General features: G+C 73.8%; 13 protein-coding genes. 10 read left to right on the top strand and 3 right to left on the bottom strand.

What is annotated here, in order from left to right; genetic code table 11:
- The first annotated feature begins 66 nt into the window (after positions 1-66).
- The 5 genes from ACIQGV_RS06445 (at position 67) to mug (ending at position 5,565) form a co-directional block, all read left to right on the top strand.
- Positions 67-1,404 (top strand): hemolysin family protein, encoded by a 1,338-nt coding sequence (locus ACIQGV_RS06445; protein ID WP_402491310.1) that lies wholly within the window; start codon positions 67-69, stop codon positions 1,402-1,404.
- Positions 1,404-2,417, top strand: a complete 1,014-nt coding sequence (locus ACIQGV_RS06440; RefSeq protein ID WP_402491307.1) for a hemolysin family protein — start codon at positions 1,404-1,406, stop codon at positions 2,415-2,417. Before ACIQGV_RS06445 ends, ACIQGV_RS06440 begins: the two co-directional genes overlap by 1 nt.
- Positions 2,418-2,697: 280 nt before the next feature.
- Positions 2,698-3,507: an SGNH/GDSL hydrolase family protein gene (locus ACIQGV_RS06435; protein ID WP_402491304.1), complete on the top strand. Its 810-nt coding sequence runs from the start codon at positions 2,698-2,700 to the stop codon at positions 3,505-3,507.
- 73 nt (positions 3,508-3,580) lie between these two features.
- Positions 3,581-5,023, top strand: a complete 1,443-nt coding sequence (gene purB, locus ACIQGV_RS06430) for an adenylosuccinate lyase (protein WP_402491301.1) — start codon at positions 3,581-3,583, stop codon at positions 5,021-5,023.
- The gene (mug, locus tag ACIQGV_RS06425) at positions 5,020-5,565 is read left to right on the top strand and encodes a G/U mismatch-specific DNA glycosylase (RefSeq protein WP_402492395.1); all 546 of its coding nucleotides are present in this window, start codon (positions 5,020-5,022) and stop codon (positions 5,563-5,565) included. Before purB ends, mug begins: the two co-directional genes overlap by 4 nt.
- Positions 5,566-5,617: 52 nt before the next feature.
- Here the strand turns inward: mug and ACIQGV_RS06420 are convergent, their stop codons facing one another.
- Together ACIQGV_RS06420 and ACIQGV_RS06415 are read right to left on the bottom strand one after the other, a co-directional pair.
- The gene (locus ACIQGV_RS06420) at positions 5,618-6,343 is read right to left on the bottom strand and encodes an ABC transporter permease (RefSeq protein ID WP_402491298.1); all 726 of its coding nucleotides are present in this window, start codon (positions 6,341-6,343) and stop codon (positions 5,618-5,620) included.
- A gap of 2 nt (positions 6,344-6,345) precedes the next feature.
- Entirely contained in the window at positions 6,346-7,266 is a 921-nt protein-coding gene (locus ACIQGV_RS06415; RefSeq protein WP_402491296.1) for an ATP-binding cassette domain-containing protein, read from the bottom strand.
- Positions 7,267-7,374: 108 nt separating this feature from the next.
- Between ACIQGV_RS06415 and ACIQGV_RS06410 the strand changes: the two genes are divergently transcribed.
- The 3 genes from ACIQGV_RS06410 to ACIQGV_RS06400 all read left to right on the top strand — a co-directional run bounded on the left by ACIQGV_RS06410 (position 7,375) and on the right by ACIQGV_RS06400 (position 10,534).
- Entirely contained in the window at positions 7,375-8,541 is a 1,167-nt protein-coding gene (locus ACIQGV_RS06410; RefSeq protein WP_402491293.1) for a sensor histidine kinase, read from the top strand.
- 37 nt (positions 8,542-8,578) lie between these two features.
- Positions 8,579-9,241 (top strand): response regulator, encoded by a 663-nt coding sequence (locus ACIQGV_RS06405; protein WP_402491291.1) that lies wholly within the window; start codon positions 8,579-8,581, stop codon positions 9,239-9,241.
- Positions 9,242-9,376: 135 nt separating this feature from the next.
- Positions 9,377-10,534, top strand: coding sequence for an ROK family transcriptional regulator (locus tag ACIQGV_RS06400; RefSeq protein ID WP_402491288.1), 1,158 nt, complete (start codon positions 9,377-9,379; stop codon positions 10,532-10,534).
- Between the two features lie 452 nt (positions 10,535-10,986).
- Here ACIQGV_RS06400 and ACIQGV_RS06395 read toward each other — a convergent pair whose 3' ends face one another.
- Positions 10,987-11,748 carry a GntR family transcriptional regulator gene (locus tag ACIQGV_RS06395; RefSeq protein WP_402491285.1) on the bottom strand — a complete coding sequence of 254 codons (762 nt, stop codon included), beginning with the start codon at positions 11,746-11,748 and terminating at the stop codon, positions 10,987-10,989.
- Between the two features lie 355 nt (positions 11,749-12,103).
- Between ACIQGV_RS06395 and ACIQGV_RS06390 the strand changes: the two genes are divergently transcribed.
- Together ACIQGV_RS06390 and ACIQGV_RS06385 are read left to right on the top strand one after the other, a co-directional pair.
- Positions 12,104-12,934, top strand: a complete 831-nt coding sequence (locus tag ACIQGV_RS06390; RefSeq protein ID WP_402491283.1) for an alpha/beta fold hydrolase — start codon at positions 12,104-12,106, stop codon at positions 12,932-12,934.
- Positions 12,935-13,156: 222 nt separating this feature from the next.
- The gene (locus ACIQGV_RS06385) at positions 13,157-14,746 is read left to right on the top strand and encodes an alkaline phosphatase D family protein (protein ID WP_402491280.1); all 1,590 of its coding nucleotides are present in this window, start codon (positions 13,157-13,159) and stop codon (positions 14,744-14,746) included.
- Positions 14,747-14,819: the final 73 nt, after the last annotated feature.

Raw genomic sequence — 14,819 nt, 5'->3', positions numbered from 1 at the left:
GCCTCCCAGTAGCCGACACCGCGCACTGTCCGCCACCCTGTCCGATCATGGGACGGAGGTGACCCGATGACCGAAGTGCTCCTCCTGCTGGTGGCGATCCTGCTCTCGCTCGCCTGTGGCGCCTTCGTCGCGGCCGAGTTCTCGCTGACCACGGTCGAACGCGGCGACCTGGAGCAGGCGGCCGAGCGCGGGGAGAGAGGGGCGTCCGGCGCCCTGAAGGCAGTACGCAACCTCACGTTCCAGCTCTCCGGCGCCCAGCTCGGCATCACCGTCACCAACCTGGTCGTCGGCATGCTCGCCGAACCGTCCATCTCCCGTCTCATCGCGGGCCCGCTGGAGTCGCTCGGCATCTCCGAGTCGACCGCTTCCTCGCTCGCGCTGGTGCTGGGCACCGCGCTGTCGACGGTGTTCCTGATGGTCGTCGGCGAACTGGTCCCCAAGAACTGGGCGATCTCCTCGCCGCTCACCGTCGCCAAGACCGTGGGCAACGCCCAGCGCTGGTTCAGCTCCGCGTTCCGGCCCTTCATCACGCATCTGAACAACACGGCCAACCGGGTGGTGCGCCGGTTCGGCATCGAGCCCGCCGAGGAACTGGCCTCCGCGCGCGGGCCGCAGGAGCTGGCCGCCCTCGCCCGTCACTCGGCCAGGGAGGGTGCCCTGGAGGCGGACACCGCCGAACTGTTCGTACGGACCCTCAACCTCGCCGACCTGACCGCCGAGAACGTGATGACGCCGCGCGTCCAGGTCATGGCCCTCGACGTCCAGGCGACCTGCGAGGACGTCGCGAACGCCACCCGGGCGACGGGCCTGTCCCGGTTCCCGGTCTACCGCGGCAACCTCGACTCGGTCGTGGGCATCGCGCACATCAAGGACGTCCTGGCCGTGCCCGCCGAGCGGCGTGCCCGGGTCCGGGTGGCCGAGCTGATGCGCGAGCCGCTGCTGGTCCCGGAGTCGCTCACCGTGGACCGGCTGCTGGACCGGCTGTCCGGCAAGCGGACCATGGCCGTCGTCATCGACGAGTACGGCGGCACCGCGGGCGTCGCCACGCTGGAGGACATCGTCGAGGAGGTCGTCGGCGAGGTCCGTGACGAGCACGACCCGCACGAGACGCCCGACCTCGCTCCGGCCGGCACCGACACGGACGGCCACGCGCTGTACTCCGCGGACGGCGCCGCCCGCATGGACCAGCTCGCGCGTGTCGGCCTGCGGCCGCCCGACGGGCCGTACGAGACGCTCGCCGGCCTCGTCGCCTCGGAGCTCGGCCGCATCCCGGCCGAGGGCGACAGCCTGGAGGTCGGCCGCTGGCGGCTGGACGTGGTCGACGCGTCCGGACGCCGCGCCGCCCGCGTGCTGCTGCACGCACCGCTCGACGACGCCGCCGAGGACGAGGAAGGGACCCGGTGATGGTCGCCGTACAGCTGCTGATCGGTCTGGCGACCCTGGTCGTCAACGCCTTCTTCGTCGGCGCCGAGTTCGCCCTGATCTCCGTGCGCCGCTCGCAGATCGAACCGTACGCCGAGGAGGGCGACCGGCGTGCCCGCAGCGTGCTGTGGGGGCTTCAGCACGTGTCCGCGCTGATGGCGGCCGCGCAGCTCGGCATCACCCTGTGCACCCTGGTGCTGGGTGTGGTGGCCGAACCGGCGATCGCGCATCTGCTGGAGCCGGTGTTCCACGCCCTGGGCGTGCCGAGCGGCGCGGGACACGCCGTGTCGTTCGTCATCGCGCTGAGCCTCGCGACCTATCTGCACATGCTGCTCGGCGAGATGGTGCCGAAGAACATCGCCCTCGCCGAGCCCGTGCGCAGCGCGCTGCTGCTCGGCCCGCCGCTGGTGACGCTGGCGCGGGCGCTGCGGCCCGTCATCTTCGCGATCAACGCGTTCGCCAACGCGCTGCTCAAGCTGATGCGGATCGAGACCAAGGACGAGGTCACGGCGACGTTCTCGGACGCCGAGCTGGCCCGGCTGGTGCGCGACTCCGGCGAGGCCGGGCTGATCGACGCCCGGGCCCGCGAGCGGCTGAGCGACGCGCTCGAACTGGGGCGCAGGCCGGTGCGGGACGTGGTGCTCCCGCTGGAGCAGGTCGTCTACGCGCGCGTGGGCGTCACGCCGGAGGAGCTGGAGCGGCTGTCGGCCGAGTCCGGGTTCTCCCGCTTCCCCGTGGTGGACGAGGGCCGGCGCATCGTGGGCTACCTCCATGTGAAGGACGCCCTGGACGCCTCGCCCCAGGACGTGGCCTTCCGGCTGCGCGACATGCGGCCCATCGCGCGCGTACGGGAGACGACACCGCTGGACGACGTGCTCACGGCGATGCGGGGCAGCCGCACGCACCTGGCGGCCGCCCTCGGCGACGACGGGCGTCTGGCGGGGCTGGTGACCATGGAGGACGTGCTGCGGGAGCTGTTCGGCCGGCAGGCGTGAGCACCCGCGGGGTTCCGGGAGAGGTTCCGGGAGAGGGAGTGCCGCAGGGCTGAGTGCCCGCAGAGGCCCGGGGTCGCGGAGCCCCGGGGTCGCGGAGCCCCGGGGTCGCGGAGCCCCGGGGTCGCGGAGCCCCGGGGTCGCGGAGCCCCGGGGTGCGCGGGGTGCGCGGGGTGCGCGGGGTGCGCGGGGTGCGCGGGGTGCGCGGGGTGCGCGGGGTGCGCGGGGTGCGCGGGGGTGACCGACCGGTGGGTATGTCGGGCGGGTTACCATCGGCTACGCCATGCAGACGAACCCCACATACACCAGCCTGGTCGCGGTCGGCGACTCCTTCACCGAGGGCATGTCGGACCTGCTGCCCGACGGCAGCTACCGCGGCTGGGCCGATCTCCTCGCGGCACGGATGGCCGCCCGGACGCCCGAGTTCCGGTACGCCAACCTCGCCGTCCGCGGCAAGCTCATCGGGCAGATCGTCGACGAGCAGGTGGACGTGGCCGCGGCCATGGGCGCCGACGTGATCACCCTGGTCGGCGGCCTGAACGACACCCTGCGCCCCAAGTGCGACATGGTCCGGGTGCGCGACCTGCTCACCGAGGCGGTCGAGCGGCTCGCCCCGGCCTGCCGGCAGCTGGTGCTGATGCGCAGCCCCGGCCGCCAGGGCCCGGTCCTGGAGCGGTTCCGGCCGCGCATGGAGGAACTGTTCGCCTGCGTCGACGAGCTCGCCGCCCGGCACGGCGCGGTCGTGGTCGACCTGTACGGGGCTCCCTCGCTGAGCGACCCGCGGATGTGGGACGTGGACCGGCTGCACCTGACCCCCGAGGGCCACCGCCGCGTCGCGGAGGCGGTCTGGCAGTCCCTGGGCCACGAGCCCGAGGACACCGGGTGGCGCGTGCCGGCCGCGGCCTCGCTGCCGCCGGGCTGGGCCACCCGCCGGGTCGCGGACGCCCGTTTCGCCCGTCAGTACCTGCTCCCCTGGATCGGACGCCGCCTGACCGGCCGTTCCTCCGGCGACGGACGCCCGCCGAAGCGGCCCGAGCTGCTGCCGTACGAGATGCCCGCCACGGGGGACGCGACCGTCGGCGACGGCGCGTGACGGCCGTCTCGTAGCTTCCGCCGAACCGGGCCCTGGCGCTGGCCTGCACGAATCGCCAGTAGACTCTGGACACGTGACTTCAGCGCCCGCCAAGCCCCGCATCCCGAACGTCCTCGCCGGACGGTACGCCTCCGCCGAGCTCGCCACGCTCTGGTCCCCCGAGCAGAAGGTGAGGCTGGAGCGTCAGCTCTGGCTCGCCGTGCTGCGGGCCCAGAAGGACCTCGGCATCGAGGTCCCGGACGCGGCGATCGCCGACTACGAGCGCGTCCTCGACCAGGTCGACCTGGCCTCCATCGCCGAGCGCGAGAAGGTCACGCGGCACGACGTGAAGGCGCGGATCGAGGAGTTCAACGACCTCGCCGGGCACGAGCAGGTCCACAAGGGCATGACGTCCCGCGACCTGACGGAGAACGTCGAGCAGCTCCAGATCCGCCTCTCCCTGGAGCTGATGCGCGACCGCACGGTCGCCGTCCTGGCCCGTCTCGGCAAGCTGGCCGGGGAGTACGGCGAGCTGGTCATGGCCGGCCGCTCCCACAACGTCGCCGCGCAGGCCACCACCCTCGGCAAGCGTTTCGCGACCGCCGCCGACGAACTGCTCGTCGCCCACGGCCGCCTGGAGGAGCTGCTCGGCCGCTACCCGCTGCGCGGCATCAAGGGCCCCGTCGGCACCGCGCAGGACATGCTCGACCTGCTCGGCGGCGACGCCTCGAAGCTGGCGGACCTGGAGGGCCGGATCGCCGGTCACCTGGGCTTCTCGCAGGCTTTCACCTCGGTGGGCCAGGTCTACCCGCGCTCGCTGGACTACGAGGTCGTCACCGCGCTGGTGCAGCTCGCCTCGGCGCCCTCGTCGCTGGCCAAGACGGTCCGGCTGATGGCCGGGCACGAGCTGGTGACCGAGGGCTTCAAGCCGGGCCAGGTCGGCTCCTCCGCGATGCCGCACAAGATGAACACCCGCTCCTGCGAGCGCGTCAACGGCCTGATGGTCATCCTGCGCGGCTACGCCTCGATGACCGGCGAGCTGGCGGGCGACCAGTGGAACGAGGGCGACGTGTCCTGCTCGGTGGTGCGCCGGGTCGCGCTGCCCGACGCGTTCTTCGCGCTGGACGGCCTGCTGGAGACGTTCCTGACCGTGCTCGACGAGTTCGGCGCCTTCCCGGCCGTCGTGGCCCGCGAGCTGGACCGCTACCTGCCGTTCCTCGCCACCACCAAGGTGCTGATGGGCGCGGTGCGCGCCGGTGTCGGCCGCGAGATCGCCCACGAGGCCATCAAGGAGAACGCGGTCGCCACCGCGCTCGCCATGCGCGAGCAGGGCGCCGAGCGCAACGACCTGCTCGACAAGCTCGCCGCCGACGACCGGCTGCCGCTCGACCGTGAGCAGCTCGGGGCCCTGATGGCGGACAAGCTGTCCTTCACCGGCGCCGCCGCCGACCAGGTCGCCCTGGTCGTCGCCCGGATCGACGAGATCGTCAAGCAGCACCCCGAGGCCGCCGGCTACACCCCCGGAGCGATTCTCTGACCCGGCCGACCCGGCAGGACCTGGAGGCCGCCCGCGACCGTCTCGTACCGGACGTCGTCGCGGACGGCCTCCGTGTGCTCTTCTGCGGCATCAACCCCGGGCTGACGACCGCCGCCACCGGCCATCACTTCGCCCGGCCCGGCAACCGCTTCTGGCCGGTGCTGCATCTGTCGGGGTTCACACCGAGGCTCCTGAAACCGTCCGAGCAGCAGGAGCTGCTGTCGTACGGGCTCGGGATCACCAACGTGGTGGCCCGGGCGACCGCGCGGGCCGACGAGCTCGGTGCGGAGGAGTACCGCGAGGGCGGGCGGCTGCTCGCGCTGAAGGTGGCCCGGCTCAGGCCCCGCCGGCTGGCGGTGGTCGGCGTCACCGCGTACCGCGCGGCGTTCGGCGACCGCAAGGCCCAGGTGGGCCCGCAGGAACGCACCTTCGGCGACACCCGGGTCTGGGTCCTGCCCAATCCGAGCGGCCTGAACGCCCACTGGACGGCCGCGACGATGGCGGAGGAGTTCGCCCGGCTGCGGGCGGCGGCGCAGGACTGACCGCGGCACCGGCGCGGGACCGGCCGGGCCGCGGACGGCGGACGGCGGCCCCTCAGGCGTCCCTGCGCCGCACGCTCCACGCCCCGGCGACCAGCGCGGCGGCCGCCCACACGGCGGTCACGGCCAGGCCGGTCCACGGCCCGAGGCGTCCGTCCCAGCTCTGGTGCAGGACCACCTGACCGGCCTTGTCGGGCAGGAAGTCGGTCACCGCTCCGGTCGTGTCCCCGACGACGAAGGACACGACGAGCACGAACGGGATCAGGACCGACAGCGCGGCGACACCGCTGCGCAGCAGCGTCGCGAGCCCGGTCGCGAGCAGCGCCATCAGCGTGAGGTAGATCCCGCAGCCGACGACCGCGCGTGTCTGCTGGGCCGCGGTCAGTCCCTCGGCCGCCGCGCCCAGTCCGGCCCGGGCGGCCGCGAGGGACGCTCCGGCCGTCACCAGGCCCGCCAGGAACACCGGTGCGCCCACGGCCACGGCCTTGGCGGCGAACCATCTGCCGCGCCGCGGCACCGCGGCCAGGGAGAGACGCAGCGCGCCCGCCTGGTACTCGGCCGACGCGGCCGTCGCACCGAAGGCGATGGCCGCGATCTGGCCCGGCAGGACACCCGAGAACGCCATGAACAGCGCGTCGGACCCGGGATCGGAGGCGTCGGAGGCCCCGGCGAGCGCCGAGAACGCCGTGGAGACGGCGAGCAGCGCGACCAGGGCGCCGTACAGGGACCGCAGGGTGCCGATCTTCAGCAGCTCGGCGTGCAGGATCGGTACGAACGGCATGGTCATGCCTCCTGGAACTGTGCGGTGTACTCGGTCTCGGACGCGGTCAGATCGAGGTACGCCTGTTCGAGGGTGCCTTCCTCGGCGGCGAGTTCGAGGATCGGGACGCCGGCCCCGGACGCGAGCCTGCCGATGTCCGCCACACGCGCGTGGGGCACGGTCCAGGCGCCGTCCTCACCGGGTTCTGCGGTGTGGCCGTGCCGGGCCAGGACCTCTTTGAGCGCCGTGGCGTCGGTGGTGCGCACCCGGACCCGGGGCTGCACGCGCGCGTCGATGAACTCCCGCATGGGCAGATCGGCGAGCAGCCGCCCGCGCCCGAGGACCACGAGATGGTCGGCGAACTCGGCCGTCTCGTTCATCAGATGGCTGGAGACCAGCACGGTGCGGCCCTCGGCGGCGAGCCGGCGGACCAGGGCGCGGATCCAGATGATGCCCTCGGGGTCCAGGCCGTTGGACGGTTCGTCGAGCATCACCACCGCAGGGTCGCCCAGCAGCGCGGCCGCGATGCCCAGACGCTGGCGCATGCCCAGCGAGTACGTCCTCACCCTGCGCCGCGCGACGGACTCCAGGCCCGTCTCCCGCAGCGCCTCGTCCACCCGCCGGGCGGGGATGCGGTTGGCGGCGGCCAGGATCCGCAGATGGTCGCGGGCCGTGCGGGAGCCGTGCGCGGCCCGGGCGTCGAGCAACGCGCCGACCTGGCGCAGGGGTTCGGCGAAGGAGGCGTAGGCGCGGCCGCCGATCGTGGCGGTGCCGGAGGTCGGCCGGTCGAGGCCGAGCACGAGCCGCATGGTGGTGGACTTGCCCGCTCCGTTGGGGCCGAGGAAGCCGGTGACCCGGCCGGGGCGCACGCTGAACGTGAGGGCGTCCACGGCCCGCCGGGTGCCGTACTCCTTGGTGAGGTCTCGGACGTCGATGCTGGTCATGACGACAGCGTCGCGCCCGGAGCGGGGCGGGCGCCTCCCCCGCCGGTGGAGTTCGTCTCCCCCGGGCGGGGGAGGTCCGTTGTCGGTGGCGGCTGCGACGATGGGCGGATGTTCCGCCTGCTGCGCCCGTTCGCCCGGGCCGTGACCTACACACGATGGCTGCATCTGTTCATGGCCGTCGTGTGGCCCGCCATGTGGATGTACCTGGACGACCGGCGGTGGTGGCTCTCGGCGGTCCTGCTGGGCCTCGTGGGTCTCGTGCCGGGCATGCGGACGGTGGAGGGGCTTCAGGCACGGCTGTTGCTGCTGGGCCGAAGACGTGCGGACGACGGTCCCGAGATCGTCGTCTCCCCCTCGGTGAGCTGGGGCGACCGCGCGCGGACGGTGCTCTGGCTGGAGACGCGGCTGCTGCTGGGCGGGCTGGTCGCGTTGCTGACGGTCCAACTGCCCGTCTCCACCGAGGTGCTGCTGCGGGCCGGGCTGGGCGACGGAGCCCGGGACGACGGGGCGCTGCTCCAGGTCTCCGGGCACCACTGGTGGTACGCGGCGCTGGCTCCGCTGCCGGTGCTCGTGCTGCCGGTCGTGGTCGTGGCGGCGGGCGGGCTGATCACACGGCTCGCCGGCCGGCTCCTCGGCCCCTCCCCCGCCGAACGGCTCGCCGCGCTGGAGGAGCGCACGGAGCAGCTGCTGGAGCGCAACCGCATCGCGCGCGAGCTGCACGACTCCATCGGGCACGCGCTGACGGTGGCCGTGGTGCAGGCGGGCGCGGCGCGGGCCGCCGGGGACCCCGCGTTCACCGACCGGGCGCTGGCCGCCATCGAGGACACCGGACGGGCCGCGCTGGAGGACCTGGACCGGGTGCTCGGAGTGCTGCGCGAGTCGGGGCGGCCGGTGAGCGGCAGACCGACGCTGGCCGACGCCGACCGGCTGCTGGAGTCGGCGCGGGCCTCCGGGGCGAAGGTCGACGCCGAGGTGAGCGGTCCGCTGGAGGCGGTGCCGGGGCCGGTGTCCCGCGAGGGCTACCGCATCCTCCAGGAGTCGCTGACCAATGTGCTGCGGCACGCGGGCGCGGTCCCCGTGCGGGTGCGGGTGCGGGTCGCGGACGGCAGTCTCGGCCTGGACGTGCGCAACGCGCTGCCCGCCGCGGTGGCCGGGCCCGGCCGGGGCAGCGGCCTGCGCGGCATGCGCGAGCGCGCGGCCCTGCTCGGCGGCCGGGCGCACACCGGCCCGGACGACGGCGACTGGCGGGTGCGGGTGGAACTGCCGCTGGGCTGACTCCGGCCGTCGCCGGAGGGGGGACTAGGGTGTCCGGATGCCGGTCACCGTACTCCTCGTCGACGACGAGCCCCTGGTCCGTGCCGGTCTGCGAGCCGTCCTGGACGCCCAGCCCGACATCGAGGTCGTCGGAGAGGCCGCCGACGGAGCGGCGGTGATCCCGCTGGTGCGGCAACTGCGGCCGGACGTGGTCGCGATGGACGTACGGATGCCGCTCCTGGACGGCATCGAGGCCACGCGCGCGGTGCTGCGCACGGTGCCGGAACCGCCGAAGATCCTCGTGGTGACGACGTTCGAGAACGACGAGTACGTGTACGACGCGCTGCGCGCGGGCGCCGACGGGTTCCTGCTCAAGCGGGCCCGGCCGGCGGAGATCGTGCACGCGGTACGGCTGGTCGCCGAGGGCGAGTCGCTGCTGTTCCCGGCGTCCGTGCGGCAGTTGGCCGCCGAGTACGGCGACGGTGGCGGGAACCCGGCGGCCCGGGCGGCGCTGGAGCGGGCCGGGCTGACCGAGCGCGAGGCGGAGGTGCTGCGGCTGATGACACGGGGTCTGTCCAACGCGGAGATCGCGGCCCGGCTGACCGTGGGCACGGAGACGGTGAAGTCGCATGTCAGCGCCGTACTGGCGAAACTGGGGGCGCGGGACCGCACCCAGGCGGTGATCGTCGCGTACGAGTCCGGGTTCGTCTCGCCGGGCTGATACGGGGCCGGTACGGAGCAGATCGTTCCGGCTTGTCCCGGGGCGTGCCGCTGAACAGGGGAATCCGGCACTCGCCGGGTTCGGCCGCGCCGAGTACGATCCGGCCATCATGCGCTCGAGCTGGGAGGACGGACGGTGGGGCGGCTGACCGGCGGGGATCCCTCGCTGCTGCGAAGGATCAATTCCGCGGTGGTGCTGCACGCGCTGCGTGCCACGGACTGCGCGACGCTCACGGAGATCACGCGCGTCACCGGGCTGTCCCGGCCGACCGTCGAGGGTGTCGTGGAAGGGCTCATCGAGGCCGGTCTGGTCGTCGAGAAGGCGGCCGACGACGGGGCTGCCCGGCGGCAGGGACGGCCCGCGCGGCGCTTCCGCTTCCGCGCCGAGGCAGGTCATCTGCTGGGCCTGGAGATCGGCTCCCACCGGGTCGCCGCGCTCCTCGCCGACCTGGACGGCAAGGTGCTGGGCGCCCAGGCCAAGGAGGTCGACGAGACGGCCGACGCGGACGAGCGGCTGGAGCGGCTGCGCGGGGCCGTGGCCGAACTGCTGCGCCGGGCCGGGGTGTCCCGGGGCTCGCTGCGTGCGGTCGGCGTGGGGACGCCCGGGATCGTGGAGGCCGACGGCACGGTGCGGCTGAGCACGGCGCTGCCCGGCTGGACGGGACTGCGGCTGGGCGAGCGGCTGAGCCGCTCGTTCAAGTGCCCGGTGCTCGTGGAGAACGACGCGAACGCGGCGGCCGTGGCCGAGCACTGGAAGGGTTCGGCCACCGACTCGGACGACGTGGTGTTCGTGCTGGCCGGGCTGAGCCCCGGTGCGGGCTCGCTGATCGGCGGGCGGCTGCACCGGGGGTTCGGCGGGGCGGCCGGGGAGATCGGCGCGCTGCATCTGCTGGGGCGCGAGGTGACCCCGGAGACACTGCTGTCCACGACGGACGAACCGCTGCATCCGCTGGACGAGCAGGCGGTCGCCGATGTCTTCGCCCGGGCCCGCCGGGGCGACGAGGGCGCCCGCGCGGCCGTCGAACGCTTCAACCAGCGGCTGGTGCATGACGTGGCGGCACTGGTGCTGGCCCTCGATCCCGAGCTCGTCGTGATCGGCGGCTGGGCGGCGGGACTGGACGACGTGCTGGAGCCTTTGCGGCGTCAGCTGGCCCGTTACTGCCTGCGGCCGCCGAGGGTGACGCTGTCGCTGCTCGGCGAGGCGGCCGTGGCCACCGGCGCGGTGCGGCTCGCCCTGGACCACGTGGAGGAGCAGCTCTTCGCGGTGGAGGGCACGGTCACGGCCCGCCGGTGAACGGCACGGGAACGGCCACGGCCTACCGCCGGAGCGGTACGACGGCCGGGGCCCTCCGGTGAGCGGCACGGGAACGGCCGACGGCCCGCCGGCGAGCGGCACGGGGACGATCACGGCCCGCCGGAGCGGTACGACGGGCGGGGCCGAACGGCGGACGACAGGTGAGGCGGGAACGTCCGACAGCCGGACGGCGGGCGGCACGGGAACGGCCACGGCCTACCGGTGGAGCGGTACGACGGCCGGGGCCCTCCGGTGAGCGGCACGGGGACGGCCGACCGCGGGCGCGGTCGCACGGGGACGATGCGGCCGGCGGACGGCGAGCGGTGCAGGAACGGCGGACGGCCGGAAGGTGAGCGGTGCGGCCGTCCGCCGAAGGCCGCGGTGGGGACGGGTGCGGCCGGTCCGGCGGCTTCCGGCGCCCCGTTGCGCGGGGCGCCGGTGCGGGCCGTCCGTCAGGATGCCTGCCGCTGCGGGTCCTGGTGGATCTCCACACCGCCGAAGTCGCCGAAGGTGAGCCGGCAGGTGTCGGCCCGGTAGGTGGCGACGGACAGGGCGGCCGTGCGTCCCAGGGCGAGGAACCGGGTGGTGACGATCAGGACGGGCGCCCCGGGAAGCCGGTCGAGCTCCTTGGCGTCGTCCGCGCGGGCCGAGCCCAGTTCCACCGCGCTGTCGTGCCCCTCCAGCTCCAGGCGCTGGAGTTCGCGCAGCAGCGCACGCGCGCGCGCGGCGCCCGACGGCGCGTCTATGGCGGACAGGTCCGGGACCGAGGACCGCGGGACGTGGAGCAGCTCGGCCGCGACGGGCTGGCCATGGGTCATCCGGGTGCGGCGCACCGTGTGGACGGGCTCGTCGGCGCCGGTCTCCAGCGCGGCGGCGACGGCGGCGGGCGGCACGGCGAGCACGCAGTCGACGGGCTGCCAGGCGTCTTCCGGGCCACCGGGCCAGGCGTGCTGCTCGCTGCCGACGGCCACGCCGACGCGCGGCGGGGCCACGGTCGTGCCGACACCGCGGCGGCGCTGGAGCCGGCCTTCCAGTTCGAGCTGCTCCAGAGCTTGGCGGAGCGTGGCGCGGGCGACGCCGAAGCGGGCGGCGAGGTCACGCTCGTTGGGCAGGATCTCGCCCACGGCGAACTCGGAGTCCAGCGCTTCACTGAGCACGGTCCTGAGGTGCCAGTACTTCGGTTCCGGCACCGATTCCAGCTGCGTGGTCCCCACCCTGTCCTCCGCAATCGCCGTGAGCCGGCGGCGTTTTAGCGCCCTTGTTTATTAAAGGTTGTTGCACTTATCTGCGACCATAGGGCGGCCCCCACCCTTGGTCAAGACCAATCCTCGTTCCCCTCGCCGTCGGACGGGGCGTGCGCGGCAAAGCGTTCATGGGACGTTCGTACAGGGCCGCATTCATGAAATGAAGGCAAAACCCGGCCGCGTGCGACGGGGGATTCAGGACGTGGGGCCTCCCGCAGGGGACAAGAGCCTTCTCCGGGCGTTCCGCACCCGAGGGGCTACCCACGGGTAGCAATTACTGACAGGGTGTCCATCAAGAGACGCGTCCCAGCCAAAGGAGCCGCCGATGTCCGACACCGTCACCTTCGAGGTCCCCTCCTCCCGAGGCCGACGGGCCGTGACCGTCTCCTACGCGCGCGTGGGCCGCGGCGAACCCCTGCTCCTGCTGCACGGCATCGGCCATCACCGCCAGGCATGGGACCCGGTGATCGACATCCTGGCCACCGAACGCGACGTCATCGCCGTGGACCTGCCCGGGTTCGGCGCGTCGCCGTCCCTGCCGGACGGCCTCACCCACGACCTCCCCACCATGAACGTCGCGCTCGGCGCGCTGTGCGAGGCGCTGGAACTGGACCGGCCGCACGTCGCGGGCAACTCCCTCGGCGGACTGCTGGCCCTGGAGCTCGGCCGGGAGAAGCTCGTACGGTCCGTCACCGCCCTGTCGCCCGCCGGGTTCTGGACCCAGGCCGAGCGGCGCTACGCGTTCGGTGTTCTGCTGGCGATGCGGGGAAGCGCGCGCGGCCTGCCCGAGCCGTTCGTCGAGCGGCTGTCACGCACCGCGGCCGGCCGGACCGTCCTCACCAGCACGATCTACGCCCGTCCCGGCCGGCGTTCACCGGAGGCCGTGGTCGCCGAGACGCTGGCGCTCGCCCGTTCGACCGGCTTCACCGAGACCCTCCGGGCGGGAACCGACGTGCGGTTCACCGACGACGTCCCCGGTCTGCCGGTCACCGTGGCCTGGGGCACCAAGGACCGGCTGCTGCTGCGCCGGCAGGGTGTGCGCGCCAAGGGCGTCATCCCCAAGGCCCGGCTGGTGCGGCTGCCCGGTTGCGGCCATGTGCCGATGAACGACGACCCGGCGCTCGTCGCGCGCGTCATCCTCGACGGCAGCAGCTGACCCGGGCGAGGCCATGGGCGCCGGTCCCGACCGTCGGCGCCCGGTGACGACGGCCGCGAGGGGACCCCGTGGCGCGCGCGGGACTTCGCGGGGTGAGGACGGGCAGGGCGGAAAAACCCGCGCTCCGCGGGCGAGTTGTTCACTTGCGGTTCGTGTGCGCGCTGCGGTGCACCAGTAGGTGTGACAGGGCATCCCGGCCGGCTCCCGCACTGGAGGCCCCACATGTCCGACCGTCCCCTGTCTCCCGCCCGCCGCAGCGTGCTGCGCGGCTCCCTCGCCGCGTCGGCGGCCCTGGCCCTGCCGGCCGGCTCCGGCGGGGCACCGGCCTTCGCCCTGTCCGGGCGCCCGCGCGCGGAATGGGGCGTGCAGAGCGGTGACGTGACCTGCGGCTCGGCGCTGGTCTGGGTCCGTTCCGACCGTCCGGCCCGGATGATCGTCGAGACGTCGGCCACCGAGTCGTTCCGCAACCCGCGCAGATGGCACGGCCCGTTGCTCGGCACGGACACCGACTTCACCGGCACGACCCGGTTGCGCGAGCTGCCGTCCGGCCGCCAGGTCCACTACCGCGTGCTGCTGGCCGACCCGGACGACCCGCGCCGTACGGGCGAGCCGGTCACCGGCACGTTCCGCACCGTGCCCGTCCACCGCCGCGGCGGTGTGCGGTTCCTGTGGTCCGGGGATCTGGCGGGACAGGGCTGGGGCATCAATCCCGACCTCGGCGGCTACCGCGTCTACGACGCGATGGCCCGGCTCGACCCCGACTTCTTCCTCTTCAGCGGTGACACCGTCTACGCCGACGGCCCGATCGCCGCGACGGCGGCGCTGCCCGGCGGCGGCACCTGGCGCAATGTCACCACCGAGGAGAAGGCGAAGGTCGCCGAGACGCTGGCCGAGTACCGCGGAAACTTCCGCTACAACCTGCTGGACGGCAATCTGCGGCGGTTCAACGCGCAGGTCCCGACGATCGCCCAGTGGGACGACCACGAGGTGCGCAACAACTGGTATCCGGGGCAGGTGATCGCCGACACGGACACCCGTTACACGGAGAAGAGCGTGGATGTGCTGGCGGCGCGGGCCCGCCGGGCGTTCGGCGAGTACTTCCCCGTGTCCACGCTGCGGCCCGGGGCCCACGAGGGCCGGGTGTACCGGGTGCTGCGCCAGGGCCCGCTGCTCGACGTCTTCGTGCTGGACATGCGCACCTACCGCAACGCGAACTCGCCCGACGGCCAGACCGCCGACCCCCGGGGCATCCTGGGCCGCGAGCAGTTGGAGTGGCTGAAGCGGGAGCTGTCCCGCTCACGTGCGGTGTGGAAGGTGATCGCCGCCGACATGCCCGTCGGCCTCGTGGTGCCGGACGGCCAGGAGGGCAGGCCCCACTTCGAGGCGATCGCGCAGGGCGACCCCGGCGCACCGCTCGGGCGGGAGCTGCAGATCGCCGAGCTGCTGCGTTTCGTCAAGCACCGGCGCATCACCGGGACGGTGTGGCTGACGGCCGACGTCCATCACACCTCGGCCCAGCACTACCAGCCGTCGCGGGCGGCGTTCACCGACTTCGAGCCGTTCTGGGAGTTCGTGTCGGGCCCGCTCAACGCGGGCGCGTTCCCCGCCAGTGCGCTGGACGGCACGTTCGGCCCCGAGAGGGTGTTCGTGAAGGCGCCGGCCGTCGCCAATGTCTCCCCGGCGGGCGGCTACCAGTTCTTCGGCGAGGTCGACATCGACGCCGACAGCGCCGAACTCACGGTCCGGCTGCGGGAACAGGACGGCACCGTGCTGTTCACGAAGGTGCTCCGGCCCGGCCTCGTCGGGCAGTGACCGCCCCGTTCCCGGATCACGTGCCCCGCACCGGCGTCGCGCCCGGTGCGGGGCACGTGCGCGATGATCGGCG

Origin of the sequence: Streptomyces sp. NPDC093094, assembly GCF_044754345.1 — a bacterium.
Classification (GTDB): Bacteria; Actinomycetota; Actinomycetes; order Streptomycetales; family Streptomycetaceae; genus Streptomyces.
This window is presented reverse-complemented; position numbering and strand designations above follow the sequence as displayed.

Coding starts and splice junctions, on each gene's coding strand:
- ACIQGV_RS06405 (WP_402491291.1), top strand. CDS start 8,579: ATGCCGGTCACCGTACTCCTCGTCGACGACGAGCCCCTGGTCCGTGCC.
- ACIQGV_RS06410 (WP_402491293.1), top strand. CDS start 7,375: ATGTTCCGCCTGCTGCGCCCGTTCGCCCGGGCCGTGACCTACACACGA.
- ACIQGV_RS06445 (WP_402491310.1), top strand. CDS start 67: ATGACCGAAGTGCTCCTCCTGCTGGTGGCGATCCTGCTCTCGCTCGCC.
- ACIQGV_RS06420 (WP_402491298.1), bottom strand. CDS start 6,343: ATGCCGTTCGTACCGATCCTGCACGCCGAGCTGCTGAAGATCGGCACC.
- ACIQGV_RS06415 (WP_402491296.1), bottom strand. CDS start 7,266: ATGACCAGCATCGACGTCCGAGACCTCACCAAGGAGTACGGCACCCGG.
- ACIQGV_RS06440 (WP_402491307.1), top strand. CDS start 1,404: ATGGTCGCCGTACAGCTGCTGATCGGTCTGGCGACCCTGGTCGTCAAC.
- ACIQGV_RS06390 (WP_402491283.1), top strand. CDS start 12,104: ATGTCCGACACCGTCACCTTCGAGGTCCCCTCCTCCCGAGGCCGACGG.
- ACIQGV_RS06435 (WP_402491304.1), top strand. CDS start 2,698: ATGCAGACGAACCCCACATACACCAGCCTGGTCGCGGTCGGCGACTCC.
- ACIQGV_RS06385 (WP_402491280.1), top strand. CDS start 13,157: ATGTCCGACCGTCCCCTGTCTCCCGCCCGCCGCAGCGTGCTGCGCGGC.